The organism is Streptomyces sp. NPDC058683 (assembly GCF_042716195.1).
GTDB lineage: Bacteria > Actinomycetota > Actinomycetes > Streptomycetales > Streptomycetaceae > Streptomyces.
The window spans coordinates 108,151-125,212 of the sequence record NZ_JBHXSK010000030.1; the positions used below are offsets into that span (position 1 = coordinate 108,151).

General features: G+C 69.4%; 11 protein-coding genes and 1 riboswitch. Of the genes, 4 read left to right on the plus strand and 7 right to left on the minus strand.

Features of this window, described 5'->3' with window-relative positions; genetic code table 11:
- Positions 1-4 precede the first annotated feature (4 nt).
- The 4 genes from cydD to hisC form a co-directional block, all read right to left on the minus strand.
- Positions 5-3,703 carry a thiol reductant ABC exporter subunit CydD gene (gene cydD, locus ACFWXC_RS30530; RefSeq protein ID WP_384483493.1) on the minus strand — a complete coding sequence of 1,233 codons (3,699 nt, stop codon included), beginning with the start codon at positions 3,701-3,703 and terminating at the stop codon, positions 5-7.
- Positions 3,704-3,819: 116 nt separating this feature from the next.
- On the minus strand, positions 3,820-4,827 hold the full coding sequence (gene cydB / locus ACFWXC_RS30535) for a cytochrome d ubiquinol oxidase subunit II (protein WP_384483494.1): 1,008 nt from the start codon (positions 4,825-4,827) through the stop codon (positions 3,820-3,822).
- Between the two features lie 18 nt (positions 4,828-4,845).
- The gene (locus tag ACFWXC_RS30540) at positions 4,846-6,354 is read right to left on the minus strand and encodes a cytochrome ubiquinol oxidase subunit I (protein WP_384483495.1); all 1,509 of its coding nucleotides are present in this window, start codon (positions 6,352-6,354) and stop codon (positions 4,846-4,848) included.
- A gap of 267 nt (positions 6,355-6,621) precedes the next feature.
- Positions 6,622-7,716, minus strand: coding sequence for a histidinol-phosphate transaminase (gene hisC / locus ACFWXC_RS30545; RefSeq protein WP_384483496.1), 1,095 nt, complete (start codon positions 7,714-7,716; stop codon positions 6,622-6,624).
- A 437-nt stretch (positions 7,717-8,153) separates the two neighbouring features.
- On the opposite strand from hisC, the gene ACFWXC_RS30550 reads away from it, so the two are divergent.
- The 3 genes from ACFWXC_RS30550 (at position 8,154) to ACFWXC_RS30560 (ending at position 11,690) form a co-directional block, all read left to right on the plus strand.
- Positions 8,154-9,266 (plus strand): LacI family DNA-binding transcriptional regulator, encoded by a 1,113-nt coding sequence (locus tag ACFWXC_RS30550; RefSeq protein ID WP_351748148.1) that lies wholly within the window; start codon positions 8,154-8,156, stop codon positions 9,264-9,266.
- Between the two features lie 285 nt (positions 9,267-9,551).
- The gene (locus tag ACFWXC_RS30555; protein ID WP_384483497.1) at positions 9,552-10,640 is read left to right on the plus strand and encodes a metallophosphoesterase; all 1,089 of its coding nucleotides are present in this window, start codon (positions 9,552-9,554) and stop codon (positions 10,638-10,640) included.
- 180 nt (positions 10,641-10,820) lie between these two features.
- Positions 10,821-11,690, plus strand: coding sequence for a hypothetical protein (locus ACFWXC_RS30560; RefSeq protein ID WP_384483498.1), 870 nt, complete (start codon positions 10,821-10,823; stop codon positions 11,688-11,690).
- A 188-nt stretch (positions 11,691-11,878) separates the two neighbouring features.
- Here ACFWXC_RS30560 and thiC read toward each other — a convergent pair whose 3' ends face one another.
- Positions 11,879-13,699: a phosphomethylpyrimidine synthase ThiC gene (gene thiC, locus ACFWXC_RS30565; RefSeq protein ID WP_384483499.1), complete on the minus strand. Its 1,821-nt coding sequence runs from the start codon at positions 13,697-13,699 to the stop codon at positions 11,879-11,881.
- Positions 13,692-13,869: riboswitch (TPP riboswitch) on the minus strand. It overlaps the preceding gene by 8 nt.
- 71 nt (positions 13,870-13,940) lie before the next feature.
- Here thiC and ACFWXC_RS30570 point away from each other — a divergent pair.
- Positions 13,941-15,467 (plus strand): YibE/F family protein, encoded by a 1,527-nt coding sequence (locus tag ACFWXC_RS30570; protein WP_384483500.1) that lies wholly within the window; start codon positions 13,941-13,943, stop codon positions 15,465-15,467.
- A 116-nt stretch (positions 15,468-15,583) separates the two neighbouring features.
- Here the strand turns inward: ACFWXC_RS30570 and ACFWXC_RS30575 are convergent, their stop codons facing one another.
- Both ACFWXC_RS30575 and ACFWXC_RS30580 read right to left on the minus strand, forming a co-directional pair.
- Entirely contained in the window at positions 15,584-16,021 is a 438-nt protein-coding gene (locus ACFWXC_RS30575; RefSeq protein ID WP_351748159.1) for an SsgA family sporulation/cell division regulator, read from the minus strand.
- 99 nt (positions 16,022-16,120) lie between these two features.
- Positions 16,121-16,909 (minus strand): IclR family transcriptional regulator, encoded by a 789-nt coding sequence (locus tag ACFWXC_RS30580; protein ID WP_384483501.1) that lies wholly within the window; start codon positions 16,907-16,909, stop codon positions 16,121-16,123.
- Between the last annotated feature and the right edge of the window lie 153 nt (positions 16,910-17,062).

Sequence of the window (17,062 nt, forward strand, 5' to 3'; positions counted from 1 at the left end):
GGCCCTAAGGTGCCCCCACCAGGCCCTGAGGTGCGGCCGCCGGCAACTCCGTCGCCGCCTCCCGCTCCGCCATCCCCCGCAACGGCCCGGCCACGGCGGCCAGCTCCGCGTACGGCCCGCGCTGCACCACCCGGCCCTCGTCGAGCACGATGACCTCGTCCACGGCCTCCAGGCCCGCCAGCCGGTGGGTGATGAGCACAGTCGTACGGCCCTCGGTGGCGGCCAGCAGATCCGCGGTGAGCGCGTCCGCCGTGGGCAGGTCGAGATGCTCGGCGGGCTCGTCCAGGACGAGCACCGGGAAGTCCGCGAGCAGCGCCCGGGCGAGCGCCAGCCGCTGCCGCTGCCCGCCGGACAGCCGGGCTCCGTGCTCGCCGACCAGGGTGTCGAGCCCGTCGGGCAGCCCGTCCACCCAGTCCAGAAGCCGGGCCCGGCCCAGCACGTCCCGCAGGTCCTCCTCGGTGGCGTCCTTACGGGCGAGCAGCAGGTTCTCGCGCACGGAACTGTCGAAGAGGTGCGCGTCCTGGGCGCACAGCCCGACGAGCCGGCGTACGTCGTCGCTGTCCATGCCGTACGCGTCCACGCCGGCCAGCGTGTAGGAGCCCGCGTCCGGGTCGAGGAACCGCAGCAGGACCTGGGCGAGGGTCGTCTTGCCGGAGCCGGAGGGACCGACCACGGCGACCCTGCGCCCCTGGTGGAGGGTGAGGTCGAGCCCGGCGAGCGCGTCCCGACGCTGGCCCTCGTGGCGGGCGTACAGGCCTTTCAGTACGACGGGGAAGGGCGCGGCGGGTACCTGGCGCGGTCGCTCGGGTTCCCGTACGGGCTCGGGCGCGTCCAGCACCTCGTAGATGCGCTCGGCGCTCTTGCGCACCCGTTGCCGGTGCCGCACGGCGAGCGGGAGCCCCAGTACGGCCTCGAAGGCGGCCAGCGGCGTGAGCACGACGACCGCCATCGCCACCCCGCTCAGCCGGCCGTCGGCGACCCCCTGGGCGCCCAGCAGGGCCGTGGCGGCGACGGTCAGACCCGTCAGCAGAGCGGTCAGTCCGTCACCGAGCGCGGTGGCGGTGGCGGCCCGCGAGGCGATCCGGGTGAGCGTGCCGTCGGCCTGCCGGGCGTCGTCGCTACGGGCGGGCAGCGCGCCGGCGACGGTCAGTTCGGCGGTGCCGGTGAGCAGGTCGGTCACCCGGGTCGCGAGCAGGCCGCGGGCGGGTGCCAGCCGCTGCTCGGCGCGCCGGGCCACGGCGGAGGTCACCAGCGGGACACCGACGCCGGCCGCCAGCAGCCCCACGGCCAGAGCGGCGCCCGCCTCGGGCAGCAGCCAGGCCGTGAACCCCACGGCCCCGGCGGACACGGCCACCGCGACCCCGGCGGGCAGCAGCCAGCGCAGCCAGTAGTCCTGGAGGGTGTCCACGTCGGCGACGAGCCGGCTGAGCAGGTCCCCGCGCCTGGTCGTCCGAAGCCCGGCAGGTGCGAGCCGTTCAAGGCGCCGGTACACGGCGACCCGGGTGTCGGCGAGCATCCGCAGCACGGCGTCGTGCGACACGAGCCGCTCGCTGTACCGGAACACGGCCCGCCCGATCCCGAAGGCCCGCGTAGCCGTCACGGCGACCATCAGATACAGCACCGGCGGCTGCTGCGAGGCCCGCGAGATCAGCCACCCGGAGGTCGCCATCAACCCCACAGCGCTGCCGAGCGCGAGAGCCCCCAGCAGAAGCGCGAGCAACAACCGCCCCCGCCGAGCCCCAGAGGCCGCACGAACCCGCCCCAGAACACCCGCCTGAGCCCCACCCGCCGTCCCCACAGCCCCACGCCCAGACAGCCCGAGCTGCCCCACCGAGCCACCTGAAGACAGACCAAGCTGGCCCGCCAAGCCACCCGAAGACAGACCAAGCTGGCCCGCCAAGCCACTTTCCGACCGACCGAGCACTTCGGTCTGCCCGAGCTGCTCCGTCGGATCGCTTTCCAGCCGACCGAGTTGCTCGCTCGCCTCGCTATTCAATTGACCGAGTCGGGTGGTGGGTGGGCGAAGGGGCTGGTCCAGGGGGCGGGGCCCCCTGGGGGCCTCGCTGCCGGAGAGCCGCACCACCCGGTCCGCCGCCGAGAGCAGCGCCGGCCGGTGCACCACCAGCAACACCGTCCGCCCCGCGGCAAGCCGTCGTACCGCCGCCACAACCTCCGCCTCGGTCGCCCCGTCCAGCGCAGCCGTCGGCTCATCCAGCAACAGCACAGGCCGGTCCGCAAGGAACGCCCGCGCCAGCGCCAGCCGCTGCCGCTGCCCGGCGGACAGTCCGGCCCCGTCCTCACCGAGCACGGTCCCGGCGCCCTCCGGCAACGCATCCACGAACTCCAGCGCCCCCGCGTCCCGCAACGCCCTCCGTACCGCCTCGTCGTCCGCGTCGGGACGTGCGAGCCGTACGTTCTCGGCGATCGTCCCGGCGTACAGATGCGGCCGCTGCGGCACCCACGCGATCCGCGACCGCCACGCCTCCAGGTCCACCTCGCTGAGCTCGGTTCCCCCGATCCGCACCCGGCCGGCCACCGGCCGCACGAACCCCAGCAGCACGTTCAGCAGCGTCGACTTGCCCACGCCACTGGGGCCGACCAGTGCAACCGTCTCGCCGGGTTCCACGGTGAACGACACATCGGTCACCGCGTCCGCCGAGCGATCCGGGTAGCGGACCGTCACTCCTTCGAAGGCCAGCGCGGCATCAGAGGGGATCTCCCCCGCACCGGACACCGGCACCGGCGTCTCCAGCACCGCGAAGATCTCCTCCGCGGCGGCGAGCCCCTCCGCCGCCGCATGGAACTGGGCACCCACCTGCCGCAGCGGGAGGTATGCCTCGGGCGCAAGCACCAGGATGACCAGCCCGATGTACAGGTCCATGTCGCCGTGCACCAGCCGCATACCGATGGTCACGGCGACCAGCGCCACCGACAGGGTGGCGAGCAGTTCCAGCGCGAAGGAGGAGAGAAAGGCGATCCGCAGGGTCCGCATGGTCGCCTGCCGGTACTCGCCGGTGATCCGGCGGATGGACTCGGCCTGCGCCTTGGCCCGCCCGAACACCTTCAGCGTGGGCAGCCCGGCGACCACGTCCAGGAAGTGGCCGGACAGCCGGGACAGCAGCCGCCACTGACGGTCCGTACGGGACTGGGTGGCCCAGCCGATCAACACCATGAAGAGCGGGATGAGCGGCAGCGTGCCGACGATGATCGCCGCGGACACCCAGTCCTCGGTGACGATCCGGGCGAGCACCGCGACCGGAACGACCACCGCCAGCCCCAACTGAGGCAGATAGCGGGAGAAGTAGTCGTCGAGAGCGTCGACGCCGCGCGTGGCGAGGGTGACCAGCGACCCGGTCCGCTGACCGCTGAGCCAGCCGGGACCGAGCGCCACCGCGCGGTCGAGAAGCCGCCCCCGCAGTTCGGACTTGACGGCCGCGCTCGCCCGGTGCGCGGCCAGCTCAGTCAGCCAGGAGACCAGCGCCCGGCCGATGGCGACGGCCGCCAACAGCAGCAGGGGAGTGCGGAGTTCGGATACCGAGTGGCCGTGCTGGAAGGCGCCGACCACCACTTCGGCGATGAGCATCGCCTGAGCGATGACCAGCCCGGCCCCGACCGCACCGAGGCCGACGACCGCGATCAGGAAGAGGCGAGTGGCACGGGCGTAGCGCAGCAGACGCAGATCGATTGGTTTCACGTGAAACATGCCCTTCGGCCCGGAGTGGGTGTTTCACGTGAAACACCCACTCCTTGGACTCATGCGGACTCAGTGCGGAGTCAGTACAGACTCAAGCGCCGGTTCAGCGCCGGCTCGGCGCCGACTCAGTGCGCGGCTTCGGCTGCGATGTGCTGCGTACCGATCCGCTTGCGGAACACCCAGTACGTCCACCCCTGGTAGAGCATGACGAGCGGTGTGGCGATCGCCGCGAGCCACGTCATGATCTTCAGGGTGTAGGGGCTCGACGAGGCATTGGTGACCGTGAGGCTCCAGTCCGGGTTGAGCGACGACGGCATGACGTTCGGGAAGAGCGACAGGAAGAGCATCGCCACGGCAGCCACGATGGTGATGCCGGACAGGGCGAACGCCCATCCCTCACGGCCCCGCAGGTTGGCCCCGAGCGCGGCGACGAGGGCGGCGACCGCCACCACCAGGGCCACCAGGCTCTTGCCGTCTCCGCTGTCGACCTGCGTCCACAGCAGGAAGGCCAGCGCCAGCACGGCGGCGAGCAGCCCGACCTTGGTCGCCAGCTTCCGCGCCCGTACCCGGATGTCACCCACGGTCTTGAGCGCGGTGAACACCGCCCCGTGGAAGGTGAACAGGGTCAGCGTCACGAGTCCGCCGAGCAGGGCGTGCGGGTTGAGCAGGTCCCAGACGTTGCCGACGTACTCGAAGTGCTGGTCGATCTTCACGCCCCGCACGATGTTCCCGAAGGCCACGCCCCACAGGAACGCCGGGATCAGCGAGGTCCAGAAGATCGCGGTCTCCCAGTTGCGCTGCCAGTTCTCCTCGGGCCGCTTCGCCCGGTACTCGAAGGCGACACCCCGGACGATCAGACAGACCAGGATGACCAGCAGGGGCAGATAGAAGCCGGAGAAGAGCGTGGCGTACCACTCGGGGAAGGCGGCGAAGGTCGCGCCGCCCGCGGTGAGCAGCCACACCTCGTTGCCGTCCCAGACCGGACCGATCGTGTTGATCAGCACCCGCTTCTCCGGCCGGTCACGGGCGAGGAGCTTGGTGAGGATGCCGACCCCGAAGTCGAAGCCCTCCAGGAAGAAGTAACCGGTCCACAGGACGGCGATCAGGACGAACCAGACGTCGTGAAGTTCCATGACTGCGTCTCCCTCGGCCTAGTACGAGAAGGCCATCGGCTTGTCGGCGTCACGGGCCTCGCCGCCGATCTTCGTGGGCGGGTTGAGGTCGTCCTCGGTGAGCTCGGGCGGGCCGGCCTTGATGTACTTCACGAGCAGCTTGACCTCGATGACGGCGAGGACGGCGTAGAGCGCGGTGAAGGTGATCATCGAGATGAGGATCTCGGCCTGGGAGACACCGGGGGAGACGGCGTCACGGGTCTGCAGGACGCCGTAGACGACCCACGGCTGACGGCCCATCTCGGTGAAGATCCAGCCCCAGGAGTTGGCTATCAGCGGGAAGCCCAGCGTCCATATCGCCACCAGCCAGTACAGCCTGCCGAGCTTCGGGCTGAGAGCCTTGTTCTTGAAGAGGACCAGATGCGGCACCTCGTCCTCACCGACCCGCAGATGCTGCGGCAGCATGAACTTCTTACGGGTCAGCCAGAGTCCGACCAGGCCGATGGCGAAGGACGCCATGCCGAAGCCGATCATCCAGCGGAACGCCCAGAAGGTGACGGGGATGATCGGGCGGTAGTCGCCCGCACCGTACTTCTGCTGCTCGGCCTTGTTGGTGTCGTTGATGCCGGGAACGTACGAGTTGAAGTCGTCGTCGGCGAGGAACGACAGTATGCCGGGGACCGACAGTTCGACGGTGTTGTGGCCCTTGCTCACATCGCCGTAGGCGAAGACCGAGAACGGTGCCGAGTTCTGACCGTTCCACAGGGCCTCGGCGGCGGCCATCTTCATCGGCTGCTGCTTGAACATGACCTTGCCGAGGGTGTCACCGCTGATCGCGGTGAGCAGGCCGGCGATGACGACGGTGACCAGGCCCAGCCGCAGCGAGGTCTTCATCACGGTGATGTGCTTCTTGCGGAACAGGTGGAAGGCGGCGATGCCGACCATGAACGCGCCACCGGTCAGGAAGGACGCGGTCAGTGTGTGGAAAGCCTGAGTCAGTGCGGTGTTCTGGGTCAGGACGGCCCAGAAGTCGGTCAGCTCGGCGCGCCCCTTCGCTTTGTCGATCTTGTAGCCGACAGGGTGCTGCATCCACGAGTTGGCCGCGAGGATGAAGTAGGCGGACAGGATCGTGCCGATGGAGACCATCCAGATGCAGGCCAGATGGATCTTCTTGGGCAGCTTGTCCCAGCCGAAGATCCACAGCCCGATGAAGGTGGACTCGAAGAAGAACGCGATCAGCGCCTCGAAGGCGAGCGGGGCACCGAAGATGTCACCGACGAACCGTGAGTAGTCCGACCAGTTCATGCCGAACTGGAACTCCTGCACGATGCCGGTGACCACACCCATCGCGATGTTGATCAGGAAGAGCTTGCCCCAGAACTTGGTCGCCCTGAGGTACTTCTCCTTCTCCGTGCGCACCCATGCGGTCTGCAGTCCGGCCGTGAGGGCGGCAAGCGAGATCGTCAGCGGGACGAACAGGAAGTGGTAGACGGTGGTGATGCCGAACTGCCAACGCGCCAATGTCTCCGGCGCCAGGGCCAGGTCCACGTCGTCGGTCTCCTTACGTCGCCGTAGTGCAGCGGCAGTTTGCCCCTTTTGCCCCAGACATCACGGAGCAAACAGGACGCGCTTGTGAATGCATTCACATTCACAAGCCATTATGACGTACCGATTTTCGACGTGGGCAAGGGGGTCCTGTCTTCTCCGTCACGTCGCCCCACGGCCCTCGGTTTCACGTGAAACCCATACGCAACGGGGCCGCCTCGACGGCGGCCCCGTACGTGTGAACTGGCCTACTGCTGTAACTCCTTGCGGCTAAAGCTCCTTGCGGAAGTTCTCCGCCGCCTTCAGGAAGATGTCGTTCGCCTCGGTCTCCCCGATCGTCACCCGGACACCCTCGCCCGGGAACGGCCGGATGACCGCGCCATGCTCCTCACAGAGCTGCGCGAAGGCCGTCGTACGCTCCCCCAGCCGCAGCCACACGAAGTTGGCCTGCGTCTCCGGAACCGTCCAGCCCTGGGCGCGAAGCGCCCCGACCACGCGCTGCCGCTCGCACACCAGCGAGCCGACCCGGCCGAGCAACTCGTCCTCCGCCCGCAGCGAGGCGATCGCCGCCTCCTGGGCAAGCTGGCTCACGCCGAACGGCACCGCCGTCTTGCGCAGCGCCGCCGCCACCGGCTCATGGGCGATCGCGAATCCGACGCGCAGTCCCGCGAGGCCGTACGCCTTGGAGAAGGTCCGCAGGACACAGACGTTCGGTCGTTCGCGGTAGATCTCGACGCCGTCGGGCACCTCGGGGTCGCGGATGAACTCCCGGTAGGCCTCGTCGAGCACCACCAGCACATCGCCGGGAACCCGGTCCAGGAACCGCTCCAGCTCAGCCCGCTTCACGACCGTGCCGGTCGGGTTGTTGGGGTTGCAGACGAAGATCAGGCGGGTGCGGTCGGTGATCGCGTCCGCCATCGCGTCCAGGTCGTGCACCTCGCCGGGCGTGAGCGGCACCTGGACCGAGCGGGCACCGCTGATCTGCGTGACGATCGGGTACGCCTCGAAGGACCGCCAGGCGTAGATCACCTCGTCGCCGGGCCCGCTGGTGGCCTGGATCAGCTGCTGGGCGACGCCGACCGAGCCGGTGCCGGTGGCCAGATGGCCGAGCGGGACGCCGAAACGGTCCGACAGTTCGTTCATCAGTCCCGTGCACGCCATGTCCGGGTAGCGGTTGAAGGAGGCAGCGGCCGCGGTCACCGACTCCATCACGCCGGGCAGCGGGGGGTACGGGTTCTCGTTGGAGGAGAGCTTGTAGGCGACCGGGCCGTCCGCCGCGGTAGCCGCAGATTTGATACTGCGCCCCGGCTTGTAGGTGGGGATACCCTCCAGCTCGGCGCGCAGCTTGGGGCTCGTCTCGCTCACCGCAGTCCTCCTCGCGACCACCGGCGGACCGTCCGCACCGCCGGCATCCAATACTGCTCACCTTATGAGGATTCGGCTCCGCCGCGTACAGCAGCGGAGCGAGCCGGTAGGCGGGGGCCTGACCTCATCCGTCCCACCGGCATCACGGGCATCACCGCACGAAGGCGCATTTTTCGGGGGCGCGCCCTACATATATCTACGCGCCGGTGGCTCGCGCCGTAGCGCGCATCACCCGTGAAGGTGAGTTGAGACCTCTTCGAGACATCGGGTACTTGGCAGGCCCATGCGTGCCGACAAGTCACGTCTCCTCATTGGATCGTTCAACTGACTTTCTTTCTAAGGTAGTTGACCCCTTTTGACCTTGCAGAAACGTGCCTGTCAACGCGTGCATATGCGTCCGCACTACCCCACCGCATGAGCCCTACTATCGGCTCGCCATGACAGCAGCAGGGAAGCACCAGGTGAGCCGCGCGGAAACCTCTCGGCGAGGAAGCCGGCCGGGCCGGGCGGGCATCAGAGACGTGGCCGCCGCCGCCGGAGTCTCCATCACGACCGTCTCCGACGCCCTGAACGGCAAGGGCCGGCTCCCGGACGCCACCCGGCGCCACGTCCGCGAGGTCGCCGACCGGCTGGGGTACCGCCCCTCGGCCGCCGCCCGCACCCTCCGTACCGGGAAGTCGGGACTCATCGGCCTGACCGTGACGACGTACGGGGATGAACCTTTCACCTTCACCGAGTTCGCGTACTTCGCCGAGATGGCACGGGCCGCCACCTCCGCCGCGCTCGCCCGCGGCTACGCCCTGGTGATCCTGCCCGCGACCTCACGCCACGACGTGTGGTCGAACGTCGCCCTGGACGGCACGGTCGTCATCGACCCCTCCGACCAGGACCCGGTGGTCAGCGAGCTGGTCCGGCAGGGGCTGCCGGTGGTCTCCGACGGCCGCCCGGCCGGCTCGCTCCCGGTCACCGCCTGGGTGGACAACGACCACGAGGCCGCCGTGCTCGGCATCCTCGACCATCTCGCCGACGCCGGCGCCCGGCGGATCGGCCTCCTCACCGGCACCACGACGGACACGTACACCCATCTGTCCACCACCGCCTACCTGCGCTGGTGCGAACGCGTCGGCCAGGACCCGGTCTACGAGGCCTACCCGGCGCACGACCCCTGTGCGGGCGCCGTCGCCGCCGACCGGCTGCTGGCCCGTCCGGACCGCCCCGACGCCGTATACGGCCTCTTCGACCCCAACGGCACCGACCTGCTCGCCGCCGCCCGCCGCTACGGGCTGCGCGTCCCTGACGACCTGCTGCTGGTGTGCTGCAGCGAGTCGACCGTGTACGCCAACACCGAGCCGCCCATCACCACGCTCTCCCTGAAGCCGCGCCGCATCGGCACGGCGGTGGTGCAGCTGCTCATCGACGCGATCGAGGGAGTGGAGTCGGACCAGCCGGTCGAGCAGGTGATACCGACCGAACTGATCGTGCGTACCTCCTCCCAGCGACGCCCGCAGCGCACCACGGTCAGCCCGCCTCGGGCACCGGAGGAGGAGTAGCACGGACGGCCCGTACACACGCACGGCCGATCCGTGGGCACACGGAGGCGGCCGACGCGCCTGCCGGGCGTCGTCGAGTGACGGCCGGCAGGTGAACGGCGGGTGGTCGAACCCATGCCCAATCGGGGCGAAAGCCGCACTGAACTGGAGTCCTGCTCCGATTCACCACCCCTGGGTCATCACACGGCGCGACGGGCGTTCCTATGATGGGCCCACGACACCGCGGGCCGCTGCGACCAGGCAGTCCGAAGCGGTGCAGATGCGGCGCGATGGTGGAGGGGTCTGATGACTCAGGGGGCCGGTCAGGGACCCGAAGCGGAACGGACGGCGGCGTTGCGCGACTTCCGGGTGCCCGCGTACGTCAACGAGACCGGTCCGTACGTCCAGAGCACCCACCCCGGCGACGTCGCCCCGGCGCTCGACGAGCCGTACCCCGACGGATATCCCGAGGGGTACACGCCCACCCAGCGCGACCTGCCCGTCATCAACCGCGGCGACACGCTCCAGATGCCCGTCGACCCGGCCGCCGCCCCGGCCGCTCAGCTCGCGGCAGGTCCCGGCCCGCTGTACGTCGTCGGGGATGTGCACGGCTACTTCGACGAGCTGATCGACGCGCTGCGGGAGCAGGGGCTGATCGACGCGGACGGGCACTGGTGCGCGGGCACGGCCCGGCTGTGGTTCCTCGGCGACTTCACCGACCGGGGTCCGGACGGCATCGGCGTCATCGACCTGGTGATGCGGCTGTCCGCCGAGGCGGCCGCGGCCGGCGGCTACTGCAAGGCCCTCATGGGCAACCACGAGCTGCTGCTGCTCGGCGCCAAGCGGTTCGGCGACACCCCCGTCAACTCCGGCGCGGGCACCGCCACCTTCCAGGCGGCCTGGCTGCTCAACGGCGGCCAGAAGACCGACATGGACCGGCTCCAGGACCACCACCTCCAGTGGATGGCGCGCCTGGACGCGGTCGAGGAGGTCGACGGCTATCTGCTCGTCCACTCCGACACCACCGCCTACCTCGACTACGGCGACTCGATCGAGGCGGTCAACGACACGGTCCGCGAGACCATCACGCGAAACGACGCGGACGAGGTCTGGGATCTGTTCCGTAAGTTCACCAAGCGGTTCTCCTTCCGCGACGAAGGGGGTGCAGACGCCGTCCGTTCCCTTCTCGATACGTACGGCGGTACCCGCATCGTTCACGGGCACAGCCCGATTCCCTATCTGCTGGGCGATGTCGGCTCCGAGGACGGCGAAGAGAACAGCGGCCCCGTCGTGGAAGGACCGCACGTCTACGCGGACGGGCTCGCCATCGCCATGGACGGCGGAGTGACCATGGCCGGAAAGCTGCTGGTCAGGCAACTTCCGCTGGACGTCTGAGCGTTCGGCACGCTGTTCTGTACCCCGATGTCACACGCGGGCCACCCCCAATTTCCGGCAACCCCCTGTCACCGCGTGCCTTAACGGCTCTACCATCGGTTTATCCGTAGCAGGCTCCCCTCCGTTTCTGCCCGACGGCTCGCCGGCGTGCGAGCCCCAAGCCCTACGGAGCATCGGGGGATGCACATGAACAGCGTTCCGCAGCACCTGCACAGCGAGGACCGCCAGGAATACGAGCGGATCCTCGATGAGGCGCTGCGCTCCGCCCCTTACCGTCCCGAACTGGCCGGTACCGGCCAGCGTTTGAACACCGAACAGCTGCGCACGATGGCGCTCAACGCCACCGCACTGATAACGGCGGCCGCGGCGACCGAGTACCAGCACTATGTGAAGGTCCGCGAGGAACTGCGCAACCCCGCGCGGTCCACCCCGGCCACTGTCCACGAGTCCGGCTCCGCGGAGTCGGCCACGGGCGGTGCGATGGGGCTCGCCACCACCCTCGGCGAAGCCGCCGAGACCACGGGCGCCGGCGGCTTCGCCCTCGCCCTGGTCCTGGCGCCCGTGCTCGCCGGTACCGCCGCCGCGATCTTCCTTCTCGTCGGCTACGTCCTGAAGATGCTGGACCCGGCCCCGGCGTTCGCCCAGACCATGCTCACCGCGGGCTGGGTCTTCGGCGTCGTGGCCGCCGCCGCCATCGTGATGGCCGGCGCGGGGCTGCTGCTCACCGCACTGCGCAACAGTCCCTCGCTGGAGGCCGGAGCCTACGGCGAACCCGGTGGGGAGGTCGCCAAGGCCAGGGACGCCTGGCGGGACGCCCTGCTGGAGCGGGGCATCCTGCCCTTCCTGCGGGAAGCGCTGGCCACCGAACCCGGCACGGCCGGACTGCGCCGTACGACCCCGTCCGGCCCGGGGGGCCGGATGCCGCGTCTCGGCTACGACCGTCCTGGTTTCAGCACCGACGACGGCACCGCACCCGCCGCCCGGCCGAGCTTCACGAGCCCGGACTACACCAGCCCGGACTTCGGAGGCCCGGAACACCAGCCGGAATAACCCGGCTTGCGCCCCCGCCCGGGGGCGCAGGCCGGACACCCGGTCCCTGAGACGGAGCCGCGAAGCCGACCGGCAGGGCGCCCGCCGAGTTTCTCGCGTGTCCGGCGTCAGTCGGCGATCGGCAGATGCACCCGGTTGCCCGCGGCCGCGGACTCCTTCGACTTCTGCACGACACCTCGGCGAGGAACTCAGTCCGCCAGCGGCAGGTACACCCGGTTCCCGCCTGCCGCGAACTCCTTCGACTTCTGGAGCATCCCCTCCGCGACCTCCTCGGGAGACGCCCCTTCAACCGCCCCGGCACCGAACCGCTCCGTGATGCTTTGGCTGATCTTCATCGAGCAGAACTTCGGCCCGCACATGGAGCAGAAATGGGCCGTCTTCGCCGGCTCCGCCGGAAGCGTCTCGTCGTGGAACTCACGGGCCGTGTCCGGGTCCAGGGCGAGGTTGAACTGGTCCTCCCACCGGAACTCGAAGCGGGCGTCGGACAGTGCGTCGTCCCACTCCTGTGCGCCCGGGTGGCCCTTGGCGAGGTCGGCCGCGTGGGCGGCGATCTTGTAGGTGATCACGCCGGTCTTGACGTCGTCACGGTTGGGCAGGCCGAGATGCTCCTTGGGCGTGACGTAGCACAGCATCGCCGTGCCCCACCAGGCGATCATGGCGGCGCCGATACCGGAGGTGATGTGGTCGTACGCCGGCGCGACGTCGGTGGTCAGCGGGCCGAGCGTATAGAACGGAGCTTCATCGCAGATCTCCTGCTGAAGGTCGATGTTCTCCTTGATCTTGTGCATCGGGACATGGCCCGGGCCCTCGATCATCGTCTGTACATGGAAACGCCTGGCGATCCGGTTGAGTTCCCCGAGCGTGCGCAACTCCGCGAACTGGGCCTCGTCGTTGGCGTCCGCGATGGAGCCGGGGCGCAGGCCGTCGCCCAGCGAGTACGTGACGTCGTAGGCGGCGAGAATCTCGCAGAGTTCCTCGAAGTTCTCGTACAGAAACGATTCCTTGTGGTGCGCGAGGCACCAGGCCGCCATGATCGAGCCGCCGCGCGAGACGATGCCGGTCTTGCGGTTGGCGGTGAGCGGCACATACGGCAGGCGTACGCCCGCGTGGACGGTCATGTAGTCCACGCCCTGCTCGGCCTGTTCGATGACCGTGTCCTTGTAGATCTCCCAGGTCAGCTCCTCGGCCCGGCCGTCGACCTTCTCCAGGGCCTGGTAGAGCGGAACCGTGCCGATGGGGACGGGGGAGTTGCGCAGCACCCACTCGCGGGTGGTGTGGATGTTGCGTCCGGTGGAGAGGTCCATGACCGTGTCGGCGCCCCAGCGGGTCGCCCAGGTCATCTTCTCCACCTCCTCCTCGATGGAGGAAGTCACCGCGGAGTTGCCGATGTTGGCGTTGACCTTCACCAGGAACCGCTTGCCGATGATCATCGGCTCGATCTCCGGGTGGTTGACGTTGGCCGGCAGCACGGCCCGTCCCGCCGCGATCTCCTCACGGACGACCTCGGGGGAGACGTTCTCCCGGATGGCGACGTACTCCATCTCGGGGGTGACCTCACCCCGGCGGGCATACGCCAGCTGTGTGACCGCCTCGCCGTCCCGGCTGCGGCGCGGCTGGCGCGGGCGGCCCGGGAAGACCGCGTCCAGGTTGCGCAGCCCGCCACGCGGCGAGGTGTGCTTGATCCCGTCGTCCTCGGGACGGACGGGGCGGCCCGCGCACTCGGCGGTGTCACCGCGGGCGATGATCCAGTTCTCCCGCAGCGGAGGCAGGCCCCTGCGGACGTCGGTCTCGACGAGCGGATCGGTGTACGGGCCGGAGGTGTCGTAGAGCGTGACCGACTGCCCGTTGGTGAGATGCACCTGACGGACCGGCACCCGAAGGTCGGGGCGCGAACCCTCGACATACCCCTTGTGCCAGCCGATGGACTTCCCTGCCCCTTGAGGGGTTTCGCCCGCGATGGGCTGTTCGTCCTGGCTGAAGGCAGGCGTGCGTGCGTCCTTGTTGGTCATGAGACCTACTCCCTACGCCGGCATTACCCGGTAACAGGTTCGGCGGTCGACGCAGCGGCTTCCGTCGGGCGGCGTTTCATGTGAAACATCACTCGTTCCACGTGAAACATCGCGAATACGGAGGTCAGCGCCCTCTCAGCCCGGTGCTCCGAGCTCCCGCGTGTGCAAAGGTGCCTCCACGCTAGCGTCAATTCGGGCGCGGTGAACAGAGGGCCCCTGCCGTTCTTGCGATGATCGGGCGGTGACCACGACACAGCAGCACCCCTATCCGCCCCCCGACCCAAGGCGCGGCAACGGCGCCGCACAGGGCGGCGGAACCGGCCACGGGGGCCACGGTGCCGGTGACGGACACGACCACGGGCAGGGCCACCAGTACGACCAAGGGCACGCTCACCGTCACGACGACGGCCATACCCCCAGCCACCCGCCCGGCCAGGGACCCGGCCAGGGCGGCTCCGGAGCAGGCGGCGGGCACGGTCACTCGCACAGCCACAGCCACGGCCCCGCCGCGCCGGTCTCCAAGCATCTGCGCAAGGTCATCGCGGCGATCCTCATCCCCTTCACCGCCGCGGTCGTCGTCGGCCTCGTGGTGCTGTGGCCCGGCGGCGCCCCGTCGCACGAGCGCACGGGCGTCGGCTTCGACCGGCAGACGCAGGCGGCCACGGTCACCAAGGTCGTCTCGGTCAGCTGCAAGTCGGTCAACGCTTCCGGGGACAGCTCGACCGGGGACACCTCCACCGCGGAGGGCAGCTCCGCGAAGCAGGAGGAGGACGGCACCTGCAAGAAGGCCACGGTCCGGGTCGACACCGGCAAGGACAAGGGCCGTACGTTCACCGAGATCGTGCAGCCCGATCAGTCACGTCAGCTGGACGAGGGCGAGAAGGTCGTGGTCGCGTACGAGCCCTCGGCGCCCAAGGACCTGCAGTACTCGGTCACCGATGTGAACCGGAAGCTCCCGATGGCGCTGCTGGCCGGGATCTTCGCGCTCGCCGTCGTCGTGGTGGGCCGGCTGCGCGGTGTGATGGCACTGGTCGCGCTGGCCGTCAGCTTCATGGTGCTGACCCTGTTCATCCTGCCGGCGATCCTGCAGGGCTCGAATCCGCTGCTGGTGGCGGTGGTCGGGTCGAGCGCCATCATGCTGATCGCCCTGTACATGTGCCACGGCCTGTCGGCCCGGACCTCGGTGGCGGTGCTCGGCACGCTGGTCTCGCTGTGCCTGATCGGCGTCCTCGGCTCGGAGTTCATCGACTGGGCCGCGCTCACCGGCAATACCGACGACAACACCGGCCTGATTCACGGCCTGTACCCGTCGATCGACATGAGTGGTCTGCTGCTGGCCGGAGTCATCATCGGTTCGCTGGGCGTCCTGGACGATGTGACGGTGACCCAGACGTCGGCCGTCTGGGAGCTGCACGAGGCCAACCCGACGATGGGCTGGCGCGGGCTGTACCGGGCGGGCATCCGCATCGGCCGCGACCACATCGCCTCCGTCGTCAACACCCTCGTCCTGGCCTACGCGGGCGCCGCGCTGCCGCTGCTGCTGCTCTTCTCGATCGCGCAGAGCAGCGTGGCGACGGTCGCCAACAGTGAACTGGTGGCCGAGGAGATCGTGCGCACGCTGGTCGGCTCGATCGGCCTGGTCGCCTCGGTGCCGGTCACCACGCTGCTCGCGGCACTGGTGGTCTCGGCCGACCGGCAGAGGAAGGAAGCGGTCGCGTCCGTGGAAGCCCCGGCGCGGGGCGGGCGAGGGCGCCGCCGGAAGCGGTGAACGTGCGGCGAGGGGGCGGTGGGCGGCGCAGGGCGGCCGCCCAGGGACACGCAGAAGCGTTCCTGCGCGTCCTCACGCGGCTCGGCGGAGCGGCTCGCGCCCCGTGCCGTATCGCTTCAGCCCGCGCTCTGTTCCTCGGCCAGGATGCGGTCCAGGGCCTCGTCCAGATGAGCGTCGAAATCGGCGAGGGCACCTTCCTGGCCCAGCGGCACCAGCTTGTCGGTACGGTCGAGAAAGGCCACCAGCGGTGGTGCCGAAGACCGGAACACCGCCTGGTCGCCGCCGACCTGAAGCCTGATCAGGACCTCGCCCAGCACCTCGGAATCGGCGGGCGCGATATGCACATCGCCCTCCCCGCACGGCCGGCCCACCCCGTCGATCAGCAACTCACGGCCGAAGGCCCAGGTCACCGGCGCGTCCCCGGGCAGATGGAAGGTGAGCCGCACGGCATACGGATCACAGGTCTCGTAGCGCAACTCCACGGGGATGCGGAAGGAGAGCTCCTCCGAGACGAGAAAGCTCATCATGACTTCTGCTTGTACGGACTCGCGCATCGCCTACCCCGTCACATGACACCGACTGGCCGGGTTTTATCCCTTTGATGGTGGTCAAATCTTGCTGAACGTACACAGCAGATCACAAGGAGTGAGTTTTCAGATACTGATAGCGATCGCCAGCGATCCCAGATGCCGTCCCACCTCCGCCTGCAACTGCCGTGCGGCGGGCAGCAGCCGGTCTGCCTGGTGGAGCGGGAGGGAGATGGCCACCGTGGCCGCCGTGGTGCCGACGGTGATGGGGATCGCCGCGCACACCGTGCCCAGCGCGTACTCCTGGCGCTCCACCAGCGGCGCCATCCGCTGCGTCCGCTCCAGCCGCCGTAGCAGCGCATGGTCGTCACGGACCGTGTACGGGGTGAGGGCCTGCAGGGGATAGCGGTCGAGATGGTCACGGCGGGTGTTCTCGTCCAGCTGGAAGAGCAGACACTGGCCGATGGCATGCGCGTGCCCGGTCTCGCGGAAGTCGGCCCACTCCTCGACCGCCGGGGTGCCCGGGGAGTCGGAGACGCAGACGACCTCGATCTCGCCGTCCCGGTACATCGCGTAGTAGACCGGCGCACCGATCGAATCCCGCCAGTGGGCGAGGGTGTCGACCACCGCGCTGCGACGTTTCTGCTGCGCTCCGCTGCTGCTCAGCCGCTCCGCCGCTTCGCCGAGGAAGAACAGGCCCTTGTCGCGGCGCAGATAGCCCTCGTGGACGAGGGTGCGCAGCAGGTGGTAGGCGGTGGGCAGCGCGAGGCCGGTCTCGCGGGCCAGTTGTTTGGCGGGGGCGCCGTGTTCGTGTCCGGCGACACACTCCAGCAGGCGCATCGCACGCTGCACGGAGCCGATGAGGGTGGCCGAATGCGGCTGTGCGGGGTCGGCCGGGGTGGCCGGCCGCTGCACGGGGGGTGTGCCGGAACGGCGTTGAGTGGGGGGCGGTGGAATTTCCGTGGGTGCGGAGGTGGCGTCAAGCGTGGCCAAGGGTCACTCCCGGAGCGCGAGGGGGTCAGCGACTCTAACCGTCCGCCACCGCTCCCGGTCGGCCCGTGCGGGAAA